This window comes from Thauera sp. 2A1 (assembly GCF_009469595.2).
GTDB lineage: Bacteria > Pseudomonadota > Gammaproteobacteria > Burkholderiales > Rhodocyclaceae > Thauera.
In genome coordinates this window covers 110,637-128,011 of sequence record NZ_SSXV01000008.1, presented here as the reverse complement: position 1 = coordinate 128,011, position 17,375 = coordinate 110,637, and the positions used below count along the sequence as shown (strand labels likewise).

The window sequence follows — 17,375 nt, the reverse complement described above, 5'->3', positions numbered from 1 at the left end:
TTTCAGGTCGACGTTTGTTGCGTTGGGGTGAACGGTAGCCGGTGCCAGACGGTGATGGCGTACCAGCCTCGGGGGTCGGTCAGGGTGCAGGTGTTGTCAAACCCGCTTCGGCGTGCGAGGTGTTCGATTGAAGCCAGGGAGTATTTCTGGGATTGCTCTGTATAGATGGTCTCCCCGGCATGGAATACAAACCCTCGGTCAAGGGTTCTGCTGTGGACCACCTGGTCAACTTGGCTCACCAGAAAGCTTCTGGCCACGTGTTCCAGCGGACAGTAGCTGGCGTAGTGCCGAAATTTCGTCAGATCGAAGTCCATGCCCAACTCGCGATTCAACCGCGTCAGCAGATTCAAATTGAACGCAGCGGTCACGCCCTGTGAATCGTCGTATGCTGCGCGCAACATGGCCGGGTCCTTGACCAGATCCAGACCAAGCAGCACAAGGTCACCCGGGCGCAAATGCGAATGCACCCGCTGCAGCAGCTTGACGGCACCGTGTTCGTCGAGGTTGCCCAGATTGCTGCCCAGCAACATTGCAACCTGGCGTCGCCCTTCGGCAATCTGAGGCCAATGCTCGAAATAGTCTCCCAGCACCGGTTCGATGGCCATGCGGGGGAGGTACGTGTCAAAGCGGCGGCTCAGATCCGCTAGGGCGTGTGCGGACACATCCATAGGCCTGTAGATGCAATCCACTTCACGTTGCGCCAGTGCCTGGCACAGCGACAGCGTTTTGGCCCCGTCGCCGCTGCCCAGTTCAATCAGATCGATCGGGCTGCACCGAGGATCTATCCACCGGGAAAGCTCATCCGCGCGTGAGCGCAGCAGCTCGTGCTCAAGGCGTGTGAGGTAGTACTCGGGCAGCGCCATGATCTGCTGAAACAGGCGCGAGCCCTCATCGTCGTAGAACCAAGCGGATGAGAGCGCCTTCTGTGGTCGCGTCAACCCTTGCAGAACATGCTCCGTCAGTCTGTCCCGATCAGTCATGCGGACTCCCGCGAGCGAACAGGACGGATGCCCGTGAACTGCCAACGCAACGGAGCGTGAAAGAAGTTCCGGTATGTCAAACGGGCGTGGCCCGGCGATGTGGCCCAGGACGCTCCGCGCAAGACCTGCTGGTTCACCATGAACTTCCCGTTGTATTCGCCCACTGCGCCCTCGCTGCGGGCAAAACCGGGATAGGGCTGATAGGCACTGCGCGTCCATTCCCATCGACGCCCCCAGTCGAACCGGCTTGCCGCTGCTTCCCACTCGAACTCGGTGGGCAATCGCCACCCCGCCCAATCGCAGAAAGCGTGTGCCTCGTAGTAACTGACATGCGTGACTGGTGCCTGACTGGTCAGCGGCATCACCCCCTGGAGCGTGTAATGACCCCATCCGTCAGGCTGGTTAGGGTCGGGCTGCCAGTACATCGGCGCACGGAATTTAAGCGTTTGCACCCAGTCCCAGCCTTCCGCATGCCAGAGCGAATGGCGCTGATATCCTCCGTCGCGCATGAACTGAAGGTATTCATCATTGGTGACTAGCGCCACACGGATGTCTACTCCTTGAATGAGCGCCAAATGCGATGGCGACTCGTTGTCGAAGGCGAACCCTGGCCCCTGGTGGCCCATGCGAATCGTCTGCCCTTCGACGCTAAGCCAATCGTCCAGTGGTGGGCAGGTTCCATCATGTTCGGCCGTCACATCTTGGGGACCGATGCCCAGAGGGTCATACGCCGGATGCAATGGGTTGTGGCCCAGGATGTACTTGATGTCTGTGATCAGCAACTCCTGATGCTGTTGTTCATGCTGCATGCCCAGCTCTACCAAGGCCGCGACCGCGGGCTCCAGTGGTTCCTTCAGCATACGGCGCATGGACTCGTCCACATGCGCGCGATACGCCATCACCTCAGCCACCGTCGGGCGACTCAAGCTCCCTCGCTGCGGGCGTGCCAGGTGAGCGCCCTCCGATTCGTAGTAGCTGTTGAACAGGTAGCCATACAGAGGATGGAACAGTCGATAGTCCGGCTGTTGTTTCGCGAGGACAAAAGTCTCGAAGAACCACGTGGTGTGGGCCAAGTGCCACTTCGGCGGACTGACGTCGGAAACCGGTTGGGGAACATGGTCCTCGGCACTCAGAGGGGCACACAGACGTTCGCTGCGCGAACGGACAGAGACGTATCGGGTTAGGCGGATGTCTTCAGGTGTCACGGCAGATGAGAAAAAAGAGAGTCAACTTCCGAAGCGCTCGGTGCGGATGGAGACCTCGGGCACATTTAGCCCGGTGACCATATGAACGATGGACTCGACAAAGTCATTACGCCCGCAGATGAAAACCTGCGCAGATTCGGTCGCCACATCACCCAATTGCTGCAATGCCCAAGCAACATCGGCTCCATCAATGCGGCCAACGTGGTCCTGTGCGCGCGGGGCACAGGTATCCCGCGAGAGCGCCAGTCGGCTGCGAAACCGCGGCGTAAACGCTTCCCATCGCTGCAGGGTGGGCCAGAGCAACACTTCGTCAAGATGGCGTGCGGCAACCAACAGCGTTGTATGCGCTTGGCTGTATGCACCCACGCGTTGCGCTGCCATGGACAAAAGGGGAACGACGCCAGATCCTCCCCCAATCAGCAAGGCTGGTCGTGTGTTCGACTCGTCAAGCACAAAATGACCTCCAACCGGTCCGAGGACTTCAATCGTTTCGCCGTGCTGGGCCTTGTCGTGAAACCAGGTGGATACTTCGCCATCGTCCAAACGCTCAATGCCAAGCTCATAGAGCCCGGTACGTTGAGGAGGTGAGAGGAGTGAATAGCTCCGTTGTGCCTGATAGCCGTCTTCCGCTGTCAGTCGGACATCCAAATGCTGGCCCGGCCTCGGGCGAACCCATCTGTCAGGACGCAGCACCACCCGCATGACGCGTGGAGTCAGTGCCTGCAACGCATCGATGCGTGCGGTCTGCCAGCTCAGCCGGTGTTGACCAACAGCCTCATCCATAGCGCTCTTCCTTGAAAGGGTCGCCTCGCATGTGATAGCCCCGCAGTTCCCAGAACCCGGCCTCGTCGCGCTCGTTGAACTGCAGCGCATTGACCCACTTGGCCGACTTCCAGAAGTAGAGATGCGGCACCAACAGGCGTGCCGGTCCCCCGTGCTCGGGCGCGAGCGGTCGGTCGTCGTAGTGCGTTGCGATCATTGCGCGCCCTTGTGTCAGATCGGCCAACGGCACGTTGGTGGAGTAGCCGTCCTGAGAATGCGCCAACACCCAAGGCGTGGGCGCTTCCAGTCCGGCCGCCTGCAACAAGGTGTCCAACGTCACACCGCGCCAGCGGGTGTCGAATTTCGACCAGGTGGTAACGCAATGGATATCGACCACCTGCTCGGTCTGGGGCAGGGCCTGGAATTCGCTCCAGGTCCAAACGCGAACCGGCCGCACACCGACCTTCAAGGTCAAGCGCCAATCGCCAAGCGCCAAGGCTTTTGGGGTGGGGCCCGCAGTCAGCACGGGAAAACCTTCCGTCAGGGACTGTCCTGGCGGAAGTCGACCGCCGTGGTTGTGGACATCGCGATTGCGGCCGCTGAATGAGCGGTTGATGGGCATGGTGTGGGTCCTCCGGCTCACCCAGAACTTGCGGTCAAGGGCTTGCGTCGATCAATGATGGTGGGCAGGAACTCGGTGACCGTCGGGTGAACGGGCAATGCATCCCGGACCAACTTCCAGGTGCCGCCACTGGCCATCACCAGACCGATCGCCTGAATGATCTCGTCCGACTGGATCCCGAGCATGGTCGCTCCGAGGAAATGACCACTGTCCTCATCGATGAGGAGCTTGATCTTGCCCACGGTTTCGCCTTCTTCCTTCGCGCGACTGACGTCCTTCATGGCGTGAACCGCCTGGGAAATGCGTCGCCCTTCGGTCACGAGTTTTCGCGCGTCGGCCTCATAAAGACCGACGTGGGCCAGCGGAGGATCGGTAAACATGGCATAAATGCCGACGCGCGCGGCGGCGCTGCGTTGCCCTCCGGCCAGGTTCTCCGCCACGATGTCCTGATCGTGGTAGCTGGTGTGGGTAAAGGCCCCGCGCTGATTGATGTCACCCAGCGCCCAGATGCCGGGAACCGCGGTTTCGAGCCGGTCGTTGGTGACCAGGTAGCCTCGCGCACTGACCTCCAGGCCCACCGTTTCCAGGCCCAGACAGTCGGTGTTCGGTATTCGCCCGGTGGCCACCAGCAGGTGGCTGCCATCCACGCTGCGGCCACCAGCCAACTGCACCCGCACGCCAGCGTCGTTGTCCGCCTTGCCGACCCGCTCAATGCGCACGCCGGTGTTCACTTCGATGCCTTCCGCTGTCAGCATTCCGGTCACAGCGGCTGCAATGTCCTCGTCCTCGCGGGCCGTGAGGCGGGGCCCTGTTTCCAGAATGGCAACCTCACTTCCCAGCCGCCGAAAGATCTGAGCCATCTCCAGGCTGATGTATCCACCGCCGATGATCACCAGCCTGGACGGTAATTCACGCAGCGCCAACAGCCGTTCGTTGTCCAGGAACGGCAGCTCGTCCAGCCCAGGCACCGGCGGAACAAAGGGACGTGTGCCGGTGTTCAGCACCACCTTGGGCGCCACCAGCTGATGCTCGCCGGCCAGCACCACGAACTGTTCGCCTTCACGGCCCGCCAGGCGACCGCGCGCCTTGATGATGGTGAGTCCTTCCAACTGGCCCAGCCAGGCCTGCAGGCCAGAGCGAGCCTCCTCCACCCGGCGTTGCATGCGCTCCATCGCTGCCCTGAAGTTGACCTGGACCGACCCGGTTTGCACACCGAATTCGCTGGCCCGGCGCGCCATGTGAGCCACACGAGCCGACTTGCGTAGGGTCTTGGTTGGGGTGCAGCCCCGATTGACACAGGTACCACCCAGGTCACGCTCCTCGATGAGCGCCACCTTCATACCCCGGGCAACGAGTGTCGCGCCCAGAAAGGGACCGGCCTGACCGGCTCCGATCACGATCGCGTCGAACCTCTGTTCCCCGCTCATGGCCGCACCTCGACACCGCGCCAGAACGCCACCCTGCCGGTCACCGCCTCCGCACCAGCCTTGGGCGACGGGTAGTACCACGCCGCGTCAGCGTTCACGTCTTCGCCGACCACGACGTCGTAGTAGCTGGCCCGCCCCTTCCATGGACAGGTGGTGTGCGTATCGCTTGGTTTGAAATGTTCCGGGCGCAACGCGTCGTGTGGGAAATAGGCGTTGCCTTCAACTTCCACGATGTCATCGCTCTCAGCGATGGTGGTGCCTTTCCAGATGGCTCTCATGCTCCGTCTCCTTCGTTTGTGTGTGGTTGGGATCAGTCCCGAATCAGTGTGGTGGTGATCACCGGATGGTTCTCCAGCGTTCGATGCACGGGGCAACGATCGGCGATGCGCAACAGGTCCTGTCGCTGGCTTTCACTCAACGGTCCGCTCAGCAGGAGCTGCCGCGTGACGTGGTCAACCTGTCCCGAGCGATCCCCGCACTCCTGGCAATCGGTCGCGTGCGCGCGCTCATGACGCAACCTGACCTGGACATCCTTGAGCGCATAGCCTTTTCGCTTGGCGTACTGGCGCAATGTCATGGACGTGCAGGCGCCCAGCGACATCAGCAGAAGTTCATAAGGATCGGGCCCGCGTTCGCCACCACCCACTTCCTTGGGCTCATCGGCGTCGAGGTGGTGCGGACCTGCTCGCATCGATCGCCAGAAGGCGTGATCGTGCTCCCCCACCCACACCTCGCCCGCACGAAGGTCCGACGGCGCATCGTTTCGCTCGGCTCGCATCGGCAGAAACCGCGAGGCCCAGGCGCCAATCAGGTCAGCCGCATACTGCGCATCGGCCGGGCGCGTGAGCAGATGGTCCGCATCGTCCAGGCTGATGAAACTCTTAGGATGTCTGGCCGCCTTGAACAGGTCCTGTGCCTCGCCGATGTCCACCACCGCGTCACTTGGCGCGTGCATAACCAGCAAGGCCGCGCGAAGCCCCTTGACCGGGTTCTCGTGGGCTTGGGCCTGGAGCTCTTCAATGAAGGCCGGCGCGATCCTGAACGCCCGGCCGCCCAGGTCGACCTGGATCTGCCCATCCTCTTCGGACTTGGTCGGACCGAAGTGACGAAGCACATGGTCGGCCGTCGCGGGTGCGCCCAGCGTGCAAACCGCCCGTATGCCGTCGAGGCGGGCAGCCGCCGCGATGGCCGCCGTCCCCCCCAGGCTGTGTCCGACCAACAGTGCAGGCATGCCGATCGTGCTCTGCATCCAGTGCACCGCCGCCACAATGTCCGCCACGCTGGACGAAAAGCCACCGCGCCCGAAGTCGCCTTCGCTCTCGCCCAGACCGGTGAAATCAAAGCGCAGCGTGGCGATGCCCTGCTGAGCCAGCGCCCGGCTGATGCGGGTCGCGGCGAGAGAGTTCTTTCCGCAGGTAAAGCAGTGGGCAAACACCGCCAGGGCTTGTAACGGTGCATGGTCCGGGCGTTCCAAGACACCCACCAGCAGACCCTGGCTGCTGCCAGCGAAGCCTACCTTTTCGCTGCTCATGCTTTCTCCAGTGCCAGGGCGTTGATGCAGTAGCGCAGACCGCTGGGCTTGGGTCCGTCGGGAAACACGTGACCCAGGTGGGCGTCGCAGACGTTGCACGTCGTCTCCACCCGCACCATGCCGTGGCTGTTGTCTCCGTGATAGCCCACCAGACCCGGGGCAATGGCCTGCGTGAAGCTGGGCCAGCCGCTGCGGCTGTCATATTTGGTCGACGCATCGAATAGTTCAGTGCCGCAGCACACGCACCGGTAGATCCCGGGCGAAAACAGCGTACACATCGAGGAGCTGTGCGCCCGTTCGGTGCCCTTGAGCCGCGTGATTCGGAACTGCTCGGGCGTCAGCTGTTGGGCCCACTCGGCTTCGCTGCGCTCAACTCGGCGCGGTGGCGTCGGGTTGCCCGTTTCCACCAGTTGAATCACTCCTTTCCAAGTCAACATGTCGGGCCCAGGCTCCGGTGCCGCCGGTTCGTTTTCCAGCCGCTTGAGAAAGGTGACGAGCTTGTCGGCGTCGATTCGGAAATGGTTGTAGACCACTCTGCCATCGGGATCGATCAGGATGAACCAGGGTGTGCCGCCGTTGCGGTAGCGGCGCATCAGCTCCGAACCCGCGCCGTCCTGTTCGTCACCGGCGTCGTGCCCGAAGGGAATGCCCAGCGCGTAGCGGGAGTGATTGGCCAGCATGCGCTCCCAGGTGTTCGAACCGAAGTCCTCGAACACGGTCTGGACTGCGGCGAACCCGACGAAGTCGCTCCCCCGAAACGCGTCGACCACCCGGGCAAGCGCCGGAAAGCCGGTCGCATGGCACCCCGGGCAGGCGTCCTGAAAACAGAAGATGAGCTTGAACCGGCCGGGCATGCGGTCCAGGTCGAAGTGTTCCAGCGCCTGGCCCGACGCGTCCACCCACCGGGTCACACCCAGGGGAGCGGCCGCTTCGCCAAGGACACCGGGTTCCTGTTTCGTTGTGGTCATGCGAAGTCTCCTTTCAGAAATCGTTGGGTACCCCAATCAGGTGCCGCAGAAGGTGCGGTGGGCTGCGGCCACTTCGGGCGAGGCCGGCAGCGTGAATGGCCGCGCGGACTCCACCGTCTCGTACGGCCGCCCCAGCACCGCCAGCAGGCGCTCGAACGGACCGAGGTCGGCCTCGTCCACGGCACTCGACAGCGCCGCCTCCACCTGGTGATTGCGCGGGATCACGAAGGGATTGACCGACCACGCCGTTGCGGCGCAGTCCTGCAAGGTCCTTCCCTCCCGGGCCATGCGCTGGCGCCAGCGCGCCAGCCAGTCCGAGAGCGCCGGGCGCTCCCGTCCGAACAGGTCGTGCAGTGCGGCATCCGGCCCCGTGATGGCGTCGGACAGGAGGCGGAACGCCAGCGTGAAGTCCACCTTTTCCCGCTGCAGCAGCTGCAGGAAGTCGTCCGCCAGGGCGCGGTCGTCCGGCTCTTCAGCGGCCAAGCCCAGCTTGGCGCGCAGCTGCCCGGTCCAATGCCGGTCAAAGCGCACGGCAAACCCGGCCACCACCTGTTCCACCCGTTCCACGACGTCGATATCGCGGGCGTCCAGAACCGGCAGCAACGCTTCGGCCAGACGGGCCAGGTTCCATTGCGCCATGGCCGGCTGCTGGCCGTAGGCATATCGCCCCTGACGGTCGATCGAGCTGAACACCGTGGCCGGATCGAAACCCTCCATGAACGCACACGGACCATAGTCGATGGTCTCGCCCGAAATGCTCATGTTGTCGGTGTTCATCACCCCGTGGATGAAGCCCACGCCCATCCAGCGTGCAATCAGCTGCGCCTGCCGCTCACAGACGGCCTCCAGCATCGGAATGGGCTTGTCGGAAAGCTTGGCGAGGGCGGGGTCATGCCGCGCCACGGCATAGTCGAGCAGCCGCCGAAGCATCACCTCCTCCTCCCGCGCCGCGAAGAACTCAAAAGTGCCCACCCGCAAGTGGCTGGCCGCCACGCGCACCAAGATCGCCCCGGGGGGCGAGCCCTCGCGGTTCACCCGCTCACCGGTCCGGATCACCGCCAGCGCACGCGTCGTGGGAATGCCCAACGCGTGCATGGCCTCGCCCATGAGGTACTCGCGCAGCGCCGGGCCCAGTGCCGCCTTGCCATCGCCACGGCGCGAAAACGGCGTACGGCCCGACCCCTTGAGGGCCAGGTCCCGACGCTGTCCTGCCGTGTCGATGAGTTCCCCGAGCAGCAAGGCGCGGCCATCCCCCAAGTGTGGCGAGAACTGGCCGAACTGGTGTCCCGCGTAGGCCTGCGCCAGCGGCGCCGCCTCAGCCGGCATTTCCACGCCGGACAGCCACGCCAGACCGGTCGCAGACTTCAGCGTCGCCGGCTCCAGCCCCAGCTCCAGCGCCAGGGCGTCGTTGAACTGCACCCAGGCCGGGGCCGGGGACGGCTCGGGCTTCCAAGGCACATAGAACCCCTGCATGTCCCGGAAGAAGCTGTTGTCAAACGGCAGCCGAAACGCCGGGCCCGTCCCCGGCGTCTTCGGCTCCGACACGGCCTTTGGTGTGGACGCACGCATGACTTCAGGCCGCCTTGAGACCATCGTTCGAAGCGCCGAACGCCCCGATCAGCTGCCGCTCGTCGAGCTCGAAGTCGCTGTAGAGCACCTCGTCCAGCGGATCGATCACCAAAAACCACGGCGTGCCGCGCGTCCCGTAGTCCGCCATGAGCGACGACGCGCGTCCGATCGCAGGGTCGTGTCCGAACGGAATGTTCAAGCCGTAGCGCAACTGCGTCTCGCGCAGGCGCTCGAAGGTGTTGGACTCGGCGCCCTCGAACACGGTCTGCACCGCGGCAAACGCGAAGCCGCGATCGCCCAACGCCTTGATCAGCTTCTGCAGGGTCGGAAAGCCATGGCTGTGGCAGCCCGGACACCAGTGCTGGAAGCAGAAGATCACTTTGAACCCGTCGCCCAGATCGGACAGCTTCAGCGGTGCCATGCTGCGCCCTTCGCCGTCGATCCACCACGGCACCCGCAGCTCGGGCGCCTGTTGAATGCACCGGGATTGCATCACCATCTCCTCAGGAAAAAAACAGACACACCGGGTCGGCCCGCCCACTGGCGCGCCGACCCCCACCGTTCTTGAGCGTTGGCCGTCAGCCGATCTCGCGTCGCGGCAGCTTCCAGCCCGCACGGGGGTAGTGGCAGGTGTAGCCGTTGGGGTGCTTGACCAGGTAGTCCTGATGCTCGGGCTCGGCCTCCCAGAACGGCCCCGCGGGCGCGAGCTCGGTGACCACCTTGCCCGGCCACAAACCCGAGGCATTCACATCGGCAATGGTCTGCTGCGCCGTGGCCAGCTGCTCGTCCGAGGTGTAGAAAATGGCCGACCGGTAGGAACTGCCGCGGTCATTGCCCTGGCGCCCCGGGGTGCTCGGATCGTGGATCTGGAAGAAGAACTCCAGCAGGTCGCGAAAGCTCGTCTGCGTGGGGTCGAACTCCACCTCCAACGCCTCGGCGTGGGTGCCGTGGTTGCGGTAGGTGGCGTTGGGCACATCGCCGCCGCTGTAGCCCACACGGGTGCGCAACACGCCAGGCAGCTTGCGCACCAGGTCCTGCATGCCCCAGAAACAACCGCCGGCCAGGACTGCTTTTTCGCTCGGGTTCATCGTGATCTCCTTCAAAGTTCTGCCTCAAGGCATTGAACCTGAAGTCGGGTCCGTTCGGCACAGCACAACGGCATTCGGCGTCCGCATCACGCCACCGATCGTCCAGAACCAGGGCGCGATGGACCTACGGCTGACTCAGATGCTCCATCTGCCAAGCGCTGGGCGATTGCCCCGAGGCCCGTTGAAACGCTCGCGCGAATGCGGTGGCATTACCGTAGCCCACCTGAGAGGCCACCGCCTTCACTGCCTGCCCTTGCGCGAGTAGGTTGCGGGCAACCGCCATGCGCCAGTGGGTCAAGTAGGTCAACGGCGGTATGCCCACCACCTGGACAAAGCGCAGGGCAAAGGCAGACCGGGACAGGTGCGCCAGCTCCGCCATGCTGTCAAGCGTCCAGTCGTGCTCTGGCGATTCGTGCAGCATGGACAGCACCACACCCAGACGGCTGTCGACCATGGCCTCCAGCACACCGCCGGACAGCAGTTGCCGATCAATCAGGTGACGCACAAGCACCACGAAGGTGTATTGCAGCAGGCGGTCGATCGCTGCCCGATAACCAAAAGCACGTGCCTCGGCCTCCTCGAACAGCAGCTCTACCGGTCGCTGCAGCGATGACGTGGCGGTCAAGTCAATCACCGTGACGTCCGGCAAGATCATGTCCAGCGGCGGCGCCAATTCACTGAGGGTGGCGCACATCAGGTCCACCCCCTGCGGCCCTGAGCCCTGAACCCAGTGCTCCAACGCGCGGGGAAGCAACAGCACGCTGGGCGCCCGCACGTTCAGCGGCGCAAAGCCCTTGCGCGTCAGTTGCAGCTCGCCGCGACTCAGCAGGTGCATCGTCCCCTGCTTGAGGCCGTCAGCCTCGGATCCCTGCGTCAGGGTACAGAGATTTCCCGAGAAAAACATGCGCGCCGTGGGGGTGAACCGTAACAGCTGGTTCAGCAGAGAGGCGTTCGGCAAGGGAGTGCTTTGGTTCAAGCGCGTGACACCTGTTGTGGGTTAGACCTTGATTATCTTGGAGCTTCCGCCTCTCCTTAGAATGACTGCATGCCCCCCCCGTCCCTTTCGTCCAGCATCTCTCGACACCACCAAGCTCCCGCAGAAATTGAGGGCCAGGCGCTCAGGACGTCAAACTTCCTGCGCCAGGTCATTGAAAAAGACCTCGCCACCGGCACCTACGCCCAGCGCCAATGGGGCGGCGGCCCGGGTGATGCCGCCTTCCACGACGCCGGCCAGCCCGACCCGGCCAAGATCCGCACCCGCTTCCCGCCCGAACCCAACGGCTACCTGCACGTGGGCCACGCCAAGAGCATCTGCCTGAACTTCGGCCTGGCGCGCGACTACGGCGGCGTCTGCCACATGCGCTTTGACGACACCAACCCCGAGAAGGAAGAAAAGGAGTACGTGGACTCCATCCTCGACGCGGTGCAGTGGCTGGGTTTCAACTGGGAATCCAACTTCAACGGCAAGCAGGAAAGCCACCTGTACTACGCGTCGAACTACTTCGACTTCATGTACCGCGCGGCCGAATACCTTATCACCGCCGGCCACGCCTATGTGGACGAGCAGACAGCCGAAGACATGCGCATCAACCGCGGCGACTTCGGCAAGCCCGGCGTGGACAGCCCCTTCCGCAGCCGCAGCCCGGAAGAGAACCTGGCCCGCTTCCGCGAGATGCGCGACGGCAAACTGGCCGACGGCGCCGCCGTGCTGCGCGCCAAGATCGACATGGCCTCGCCCAACATCAACCTGCGCGACCCGGCCATCTACCGCATCCGCCGCGCCACGCACCACAACACGGGCGACGCCTGGTGCATCTACCCCATGTACACCTTCGCGCACCCCATCGAGGACGCGCTGGAGCAGATCACCCACAGCATCGCCACGCTGGAATTTGAAGACCAGCGCCCGTTCTACGACTGGTTGCTGGAGCGTTTGTGCGAAGGCGGCCTGCTCAAGGCCCCACCGCCGCGGCAGTACGAATTTGCGCGCCTGAACCTGACCTACGTGATCACCAGCAAGCGCAAGCTGGCGCAGCTGGTGAACGAGAAGAAAGTCAGCGGCTGGGACGACCCGCGCATGCCCACCATCGTCGGCCTGCGCCGCCGCGGCTACACGCCCGAGGCCATCCAGCTGTTTGCCGAACGCATCGGCGTGACCAAGAGCGACTCCTGGATCGACTACAGCACGCTCGACGGCTGCCTGCGCGAAGACCTGGAAAACAAGGCCCACCGCGGCATGGCCGTGCTTGACCCCGTCAAGCTGGTGCTCACCAACTGGGCCGAAGTGTTCGGCTCTGACGGCTACACCGAAGACTGCACCCAGCCCGCCCTGCCCCACAGCACCATTGCCGAAGGCCAGACGCCGCCGCCTGACCGCGTCTTCAAGATCGGCAAGGACGTGTGGATCGAACGCGAAGACTTTGAAGAAGTGCCGCCCAAGGGCTACAAGCGCCTGTTCCCAGGCAACGTGGTGCGCCTCAAAGGCGGCTACGTCATCGAATGCACGGGTTGCGCCAAAGACGCCGAAGGCAAAGTGACCGAAGTGCACGCCAAGGTCATCCCCGGCACCAAGAGCGGCACCCCCGGCGCCGACAGCGTCAAGGCCAAAGCCGCCATCACCTGGGTGGGCAACGCCGACGGGGTGAGCGCCGAAGTGCGCCTGTACGACCGCCTGTTCACCGACCCGCAACCCGACGCGGGCGGCAAGAACTTCCTGGACGCGCTGAACCCCGACAGCCTGAAGGTGGTGACGGCGGTTGTGGAGCCTTCACTGGCTGCAGCGAAGCCAGACCAGAAATTCCAGTTTGAGCGCCACGGCTACTTCGTGGCCGACCGTGCGGACCACGGGGTGGGCGGGAAAGTGGTGTTCAACCGGGTGACGGGGTTGAAGGATCGTTGGAATTGATCGCTATTCCCACTCTGTGCTTGCTTAATGCCTCGTACAAATCGTCTTTGTTGAAGACATCGCCTTGCACCACTTCACTCTCAGAATCTGGGGGTAGCTATCTACTCCGTTTTGGCGAGTAGGTGAACAGATCCGGAACAACGCGCGGTTGACACGGCCACATAGGAGTTGCGGAGCGTTTGCCCGGTAAACCTGTCTTGAATCGTCCCGAGGAGATTCGAACGCGCTGCCTAAAGCAACCACGCAAGCAACGTGAGCCGTTTTTCGACACCGACGAATCTGTGCATGCGCTGGTTATGGTCGAAAAGTGAGGCGCTCTACCAAATCGCAAAAACGGCAGGAAGTACATGGGTGTGTGGCATACCTCCCCCGACAACAGGGCGCACGCTTTACGACAAGTTGATGCGGTGTCTGGGCGAGATTGCCCATACGCACGATACCGACTGAAGTACCCGCCACCAACTTCGGCGACTAGGATGGCCATAATGAGCCAAATCCAACGGGGTCTACGGTTCCAGCAATTGCACACTGCCGAGGCCATCTTTCTGATGCCCAACGCTTGGGACGTTGGTAGTGCGCTGATGCTCGCGTCCTGCGGCTTTCCCGCTATCGCCACTACGAGTGCAGGCGTGGCTTTCTCGCTGGGATTCCCTGATCAAGAAGCTGCTGTGAGCAGGGAGACCATGCTGGATCGCGTGGGGTCCATTGCTGCGGCAAGTCCACTTCCTGTCTCCGCCGATCTCCAGTCGGGCTACGGTGCGAGCCCTGAAGAGGTTGGAGAAACCATCGCGGCTGCGATTCGTGCTGGTGTGGTGGGCGCGAACATCGAGGACTACAGCGGCAATCCTGCGCAAGCCCTGTTCGACAGAGAGCACGCTGTCGCGCGCGTTCGGGCAGCAAGACGCGCCGCGGACGCGTCGGGAGTTCCTTTTGTTCTGACGGCCCGATCCGATGTCTACCTGACTGGTGCGAGCAATGTTTTTGCAGAGGCCGTCGAGCGATGCAATGCGTACCGAGAGGCGGGTGCGGATTGCCTCTTTGTGCCGGGGGCTTCCGACCCCAAGACCATCGAAGCGCTCGTCCGGGAGATCAATGCCCCCCTCACCGTGGTCATGGGCCTGACAGGTTCACCTCTCACCGTGCCCCAACTCGGATCTTTGGGGTCTCCTCGTTTTCAGTGCAATAAGTGACGGTACGCAAAGCTAGCACTGGCGCGGGGGTGGTCTGGGTAGACCGTTGATTTCATTGACTTTCCTGTTCGCTTTGTAAACGGGTATGGTGGCCTCCCACTTTTGAGGTTCACGATGCAGGGTTGGCACACAACGTTTTTGGGGATGCGTGGGCTCCCCCGCGATATCAGCGACTTCGAGATGAAGGCATTTTTCACCTTCGATGGTGCCGAGCGCGACGCAATCAATGCACGCCGAGGTGATTCCCACAAGCTTGGTCTGGCGCTCCATATTGGTTTCCTGCGCATGAGTGGGCGTTTGCTCGGTGCCTTTCGGGTAATTCCAGTAGCCTTGTGGCGCCACCTTGGCAACGAGCTTGGCATTGCAGCACCAGAAGTCGCCTCGCTGAGAGCCATGTATGAACGCGGGCGCACGCTATTCGATCACCAACAAGTAGCCTGCACGGTCCTTGGATTCCAGTGGATGAGCGAGCACCAGCGCCGCTCACTGGTACGTGAACTGCGCGACGAAGTGGCGCGCTGCGCCGACCGCGATCAGCTACTCGTGCGGGCGCGTCAATGGCTGTACAAGAACAAGCTGGTGATCGTGCACGAGCGGGCAATTCGGACACTGATTGCGGCGGCACTTGCCCAGCTTGAAGTTGAAACAGGCACCGCCATCGCCGCCAGCGTTGATCCAGCAACACTTGATCGCTGGCGAGCCTCAGTTTCAGAGCTGCGCCCAGATGGACAAACCCAGCAGAGTTGGCTATGGGCTGCACCGGCGAAACACTCAACCCGCCAAATCAGCGAGGTACTGGAGCGCATCGACCTGCTTTACACGCTGGACGTTCATAAGCACCTGGCAGACATCCCCGATCTCATCTTGCGCCGCTACGCGCGCCGACTTGTCTCCAGGCCGCCCTCAGCCGGAGCCAAGATCAAAGAGCCAGCGCGCACCGTGGAGGTCGCATGCTTTCTTCGGTATTGCCTGTTCACCACCACAGACCAGTTGATCCTTATGGTGCAGCGCCGGATCGCCGATCTGTGGCGTCAGGCTGCCGCCGATGTCCCCGCTACCGTCAATTGGGCCGCAATGTACAAAACGCTGCTCGGCGAACTTGTTGCCTTGAGCGCGCAAGGTGCGGTGCCAGATGCTGAGTTGCGTGCCCGTCTTGAAGCCTTGATCACCGAAACCCAGAAACGCAAACCACCGAGCAGGGCCTCCCTGGTCCGCGAGGGATTGATTGATGGAATTCGCCCCGTGCGGTCGTTGCTCGTCGCCATTGCAAAGCTGCCCTGGCAGGCCACCGGCGAGCATCCTGCCATCGAGTACCTTGCCAAGCTGCAAGCTTTATATCTCAAAGGATCCAGAAAGCTGCCAGTTGAAGTGGTGGCACCAAGTCTGGGAATGATCTGGCAGGTTTCGATCTCCAGCCCAGACCGGGAACGGGCGTTTCAGGCGTTGGAGGTGGCCACCCTGTTTGCCCTGCGCCGCGCGGTGCGCAATGGCTCGGTCTGGATTGAGCACAGCCTGAGCTTTCGGGGTCGTGCGCGCTTGTTCTTCACGGACGAGCGTTGGCAGGCAGAGTCCAAGAAACACTATGCCCGTCTATCGTTACCCAGCAAGGCTGCCACTTTCTTGAAGCCTTTGCTGGCCAGAGTAACTGCCGGTGTCGATGCGGTGGCCGCTGCAGCCCGCAGTGGCGTACTGCGCGTGGATGATGAACTCCATTTGTCGCCATTGCCCGCAGAGGACGAAGACCCAGAAGTGACCAAGCTGCGCGCGGCTTTGGATCACCGCATCGGTGAGGTTCAATTGCCGGAAGTGATTCTGGCCGTTGACGCCCAGGTGCGCTTTAGCTGGATCATGCTCGGACGTGAGCCGCGCTCTACCGACGAGCTGCTGATGGTCTATGCCGGCATCATGGCCCACGGCACCAGTCTGACTGCGGTCGAATGCGCGCGCATGATTCCGCAATTGTCTGCCACCAGCATTCGCCAGGCCATGCGCTGGGCGCGGGACGAACGGCGTCTGAGCCAGGCCTGCCAGGCTGTGCTGGAATTCATGCAGCGACACCCGATTGCCGCCACCTGGGGGCGGTCCGATTTGGCATCTTCTGACATGATGAGCATGGAGACCACCAAACGGGTGTGGCAAGCCCGGCTTGATCCTCGGCGCAACACACCTTCCATTGGAATCTACTCCCATGTAAAAGACCGGTGGGGCATCTTCCATGCGCAGCCCTTTGTGCTCAATGAGCGCCAGGCGGGCGTGGCCATTGAAGGTGTCATCCGCCAAGAAAAGCTGGAGACCAGCCAGCTTGCTGTGGATACCCATGGCTACACCGACTTTGCCATGTCACATGCCCGTTTGCTTGGTTTTGATCTTTGCCCGCGGTTGAAGGAACTCAAACAGCGCCACCTCTTTGTGCCACGCGGCACCAAAGTGCCCGCAGAAATCGCTGCGGTGTGCGAAGCCAATGTCGACGTCGCTTTGATCGAAAAGCATTGGGATAGTCTGGTGCACCTGGCAGCCTCGGTCATGAGCGGACATGCCAGTGCGGTGGCAGCTCTTGCGCGGTTCGGTTCTGCCGCCCAGGGCGATCCAATCTATGAGGCTGGCGTGCAATTGGGGCGGTTGCTGCGTACGGCGTTTTTGGCTGACTACTTTGTCAAGGACGCTTTCAGGAACGAGTTGCGCCGGGTGCTCAATCGGGGCGAGGCTGTTAACGCCCTCAAGCGCGCCATTTATACCGGCCGGATCAGCCCGGCGCAGGCCAAACGTGTCGATGAAATGCAGGCTGTGGCCGATGCGTTGAGCCTGATGGCCAACATCGTGATGGCGTGGAATACCTCACAGATGCAGGCGGTCCTGGATCGCTGGTCGAACCGCCGCCAGGTCATTCCACCGGAACTGATCGGGAAGATTGCGCCCACCAGGCTGGAGAGCATCAACTTGCGGGGTGTGTTTCGCTTCCCGGTTGACCGCTATGCTGACCAAATCCTGCCTTCGCGGCCAAATGCATCGATAACTGGCACCAATGGATGAAACCGACCACGGTTTGACGCCACGAATCGCAGATTTGAAAGTGAACAGGAAAGTCAATGAAATCAACGATCTACCAACACCACCTCCGCGCCAGTGCT

At 62.5% G+C, this 17,375-nt stretch carries 15 protein-coding genes; 3 read left to right on the top strand and 12 right to left on the bottom strand.

The annotated features are described in order from the left end of the window. Positions 1-2: 2 nt before the first annotated feature. From egtD to GH664_RS09790, 12 genes are all read right to left on the bottom strand, one after another. Positions 3-980, bottom strand: a complete 978-nt coding sequence (gene egtD / locus GH664_RS09845) for an L-histidine N(alpha)-methyltransferase (RefSeq protein WP_034053995.1) — start codon at positions 978-980, stop codon at positions 3-5. After that, positions 977-2,185, bottom strand: coding sequence for an ergothioneine biosynthesis protein EgtB (egtB, locus tag GH664_RS09840; protein WP_197022694.1), 1,209 nt, complete (start codon positions 2,183-2,185; stop codon positions 977-979). The genes egtD and egtB overlap by 4 nt, the downstream gene beginning before the upstream one ends. Before the next feature lie 21 nt (positions 2,186-2,206). After that, positions 2,207-2,968 carry an FAD-binding oxidoreductase gene (locus GH664_RS09835; RefSeq protein ID WP_042797684.1) on the bottom strand — a complete coding sequence of 254 codons (762 nt, stop codon included), beginning with the start codon at positions 2,966-2,968 and terminating at the stop codon, positions 2,207-2,209. Next, positions 2,961-3,569 carry a sulfite oxidase-like oxidoreductase gene (locus GH664_RS09830; protein WP_008647302.1) on the bottom strand — a complete coding sequence of 203 codons (609 nt, stop codon included), beginning with the start codon at positions 3,567-3,569 and terminating at the stop codon, positions 2,961-2,963. Before GH664_RS09830 ends, GH664_RS09835 begins: the two co-directional genes overlap by 8 nt. A gap of 17 nt (positions 3,570-3,586) precedes the next feature. Then, a complete protein-coding gene (locus tag GH664_RS09825) occupies positions 3,587-4,996 on the bottom strand; it encodes a mercuric reductase (protein WP_034053982.1) in 1,410 nt (469 codons plus the stop codon). Next, on the bottom strand, positions 4,993-5,274 hold the full coding sequence (locus tag GH664_RS09820) for a DUF427 domain-containing protein (protein WP_034053981.1): 282 nt from the start codon (positions 5,272-5,274) through the stop codon (positions 4,993-4,995). Before GH664_RS09820 ends, GH664_RS09825 begins: the two co-directional genes overlap by 4 nt. Before the next feature lie 32 nt (positions 5,275-5,306). After that, positions 5,307-6,527, bottom strand: a complete 1,221-nt coding sequence (locus GH664_RS09815) for a bifunctional alpha/beta hydrolase/OsmC family protein (RefSeq protein WP_008647313.1) — start codon at positions 6,525-6,527, stop codon at positions 5,307-5,309. Then, the gene (gene msrB, locus GH664_RS23925; protein ID WP_034054008.1) at positions 6,524-6,964 is read right to left on the bottom strand and encodes a peptide-methionine (R)-S-oxide reductase MsrB; all 441 of its coding nucleotides are present in this window, start codon (positions 6,962-6,964) and stop codon (positions 6,524-6,526) included. The genes GH664_RS09815 and msrB overlap by 4 nt, the downstream gene beginning before the upstream one ends. A gap of 567 nt (positions 6,965-7,531) precedes the next feature. Continuing rightward, positions 7,532-9,064: a YdiU family protein gene (locus GH664_RS09805; protein ID WP_074423286.1), complete on the bottom strand. Its 1,533-nt coding sequence runs from the start codon at positions 9,062-9,064 to the stop codon at positions 7,532-7,534. A 4-nt stretch (positions 9,065-9,068) separates the two neighbouring features. Beyond that, a complete protein-coding gene (locus tag GH664_RS09800; RefSeq protein ID WP_034053978.1) occupies positions 9,069-9,557 on the bottom strand; it encodes a peroxiredoxin in 489 nt (162 codons plus the stop codon). Positions 9,558-9,642: 85 nt separating this feature from the next. Continuing rightward, positions 9,643-10,152 (bottom strand): peptide-methionine (S)-S-oxide reductase MsrA, encoded by a 510-nt coding sequence (gene msrA, locus GH664_RS09795; protein ID WP_008652077.1) that lies wholly within the window; start codon positions 10,150-10,152, stop codon positions 9,643-9,645. A 124-nt stretch (positions 10,153-10,276) separates the two neighbouring features. Then, complete coding sequence (locus tag GH664_RS09790) at positions 10,277-11,128, bottom strand: AraC family transcriptional regulator (protein WP_052157284.1); 852 nt, start codon at positions 11,126-11,128, stop codon at positions 10,277-10,279. Between the two features lie 69 nt (positions 11,129-11,197). On the opposite strand from GH664_RS09790, the gene GH664_RS09785 reads away from it, so the two are divergent. From GH664_RS09785 to GH664_RS09775, 3 genes are all read left to right on the top strand, one after another. Beyond that, complete coding sequence (locus GH664_RS09785; protein ID WP_197970338.1) at positions 11,198-13,057, top strand: glutamine--tRNA ligase/YqeY domain fusion protein; 1,860 nt, start codon at positions 11,198-11,200, stop codon at positions 13,055-13,057. A 485-nt stretch (positions 13,058-13,542) separates the two neighbouring features. Next, positions 13,543-14,247, top strand: a complete 705-nt coding sequence (locus GH664_RS09780) for an isocitrate lyase/phosphoenolpyruvate mutase family protein (RefSeq protein WP_079385910.1) — start codon at positions 13,543-13,545, stop codon at positions 14,245-14,247. Positions 14,248-14,361: 114 nt separating this feature from the next. Further along, on the top strand, positions 14,362-17,277 hold the full coding sequence (locus tag GH664_RS09775; protein ID WP_003049965.1) for a Tn3-like element IS1071 family transposase: 2,916 nt from the start codon (positions 14,362-14,364) through the stop codon (positions 17,275-17,277). Positions 17,278-17,375 lie beyond the last annotated feature (98 nt).

Excerpts from the sequence above, each read along its gene's own strand:
- GH664_RS09825 (WP_034053982.1), bottom strand. The coding sequence starts at position 4,996 with ATGAGCGGGGAACAGAGGTTCGACGCGATCGTGATCGGAGCCGGTCAG.
- GH664_RS09830 (WP_008647302.1), bottom strand. The coding sequence starts at position 3,569 with ATGCCCATCAACCGCTCATTCAGCGGCCGCAATCGCGATGTCCACAAC.
- GH664_RS09805 (WP_074423286.1), bottom strand. The coding sequence starts at position 9,064 with ATGCGTGCGTCCACACCAAAGGCCGTGTCGGAGCCGAAGACGCCGGGG.
- GH664_RS09800 (WP_034053978.1), bottom strand. The coding sequence starts at position 9,557 with ATGCAATCCCGGTGCATTCAACAGGCGCCCGAGCTGCGGGTGCCGTGG.
- GH664_RS09820 (WP_034053981.1), bottom strand. The coding sequence starts at position 5,274 with ATGAGAGCCATCTGGAAAGGCACCACCATCGCTGAGAGCGATGACATC.
- msrA (WP_008652077.1), bottom strand. The coding sequence starts at position 10,152 with ATGAACCCGAGCGAAAAAGCAGTCCTGGCCGGCGGTTGTTTCTGGGGC.
- GH664_RS09780 (WP_079385910.1), top strand. The coding sequence starts at position 13,543 with ATGAGCCAAATCCAACGGGGTCTACGGTTCCAGCAATTGCACACTGCC.
- GH664_RS09785 (WP_197970338.1), top strand. The coding sequence starts at position 11,198 with ATGCCCCCCCCGTCCCTTTCGTCCAGCATCTCTCGACACCACCAAGCT.
- egtD (WP_034053995.1), bottom strand. The coding sequence starts at position 980 with ATGACTGATCGGGACAGACTGACGGAGCATGTTCTGCAAGGGTTGACG.
- msrB (WP_034054008.1), bottom strand. The coding sequence starts at position 6,964 with ATGTTGACTTGGAAAGGAGTGATTCAACTGGTGGAAACGGGCAACCCG.
- GH664_RS09815 (WP_008647313.1), bottom strand. The coding sequence starts at position 6,527 with ATGAGCAGCGAAAAGGTAGGCTTCGCTGGCAGCAGCCAGGGTCTGCTG.
- GH664_RS09835 (WP_042797684.1), bottom strand. The coding sequence starts at position 2,968 with ATGGATGAGGCTGTTGGTCAACACCGGCTGAGCTGGCAGACCGCACGC.
- GH664_RS09775 (WP_003049965.1), top strand. The coding sequence starts at position 14,362 with ATGCAGGGTTGGCACACAACGTTTTTGGGGATGCGTGGGCTCCCCCGC.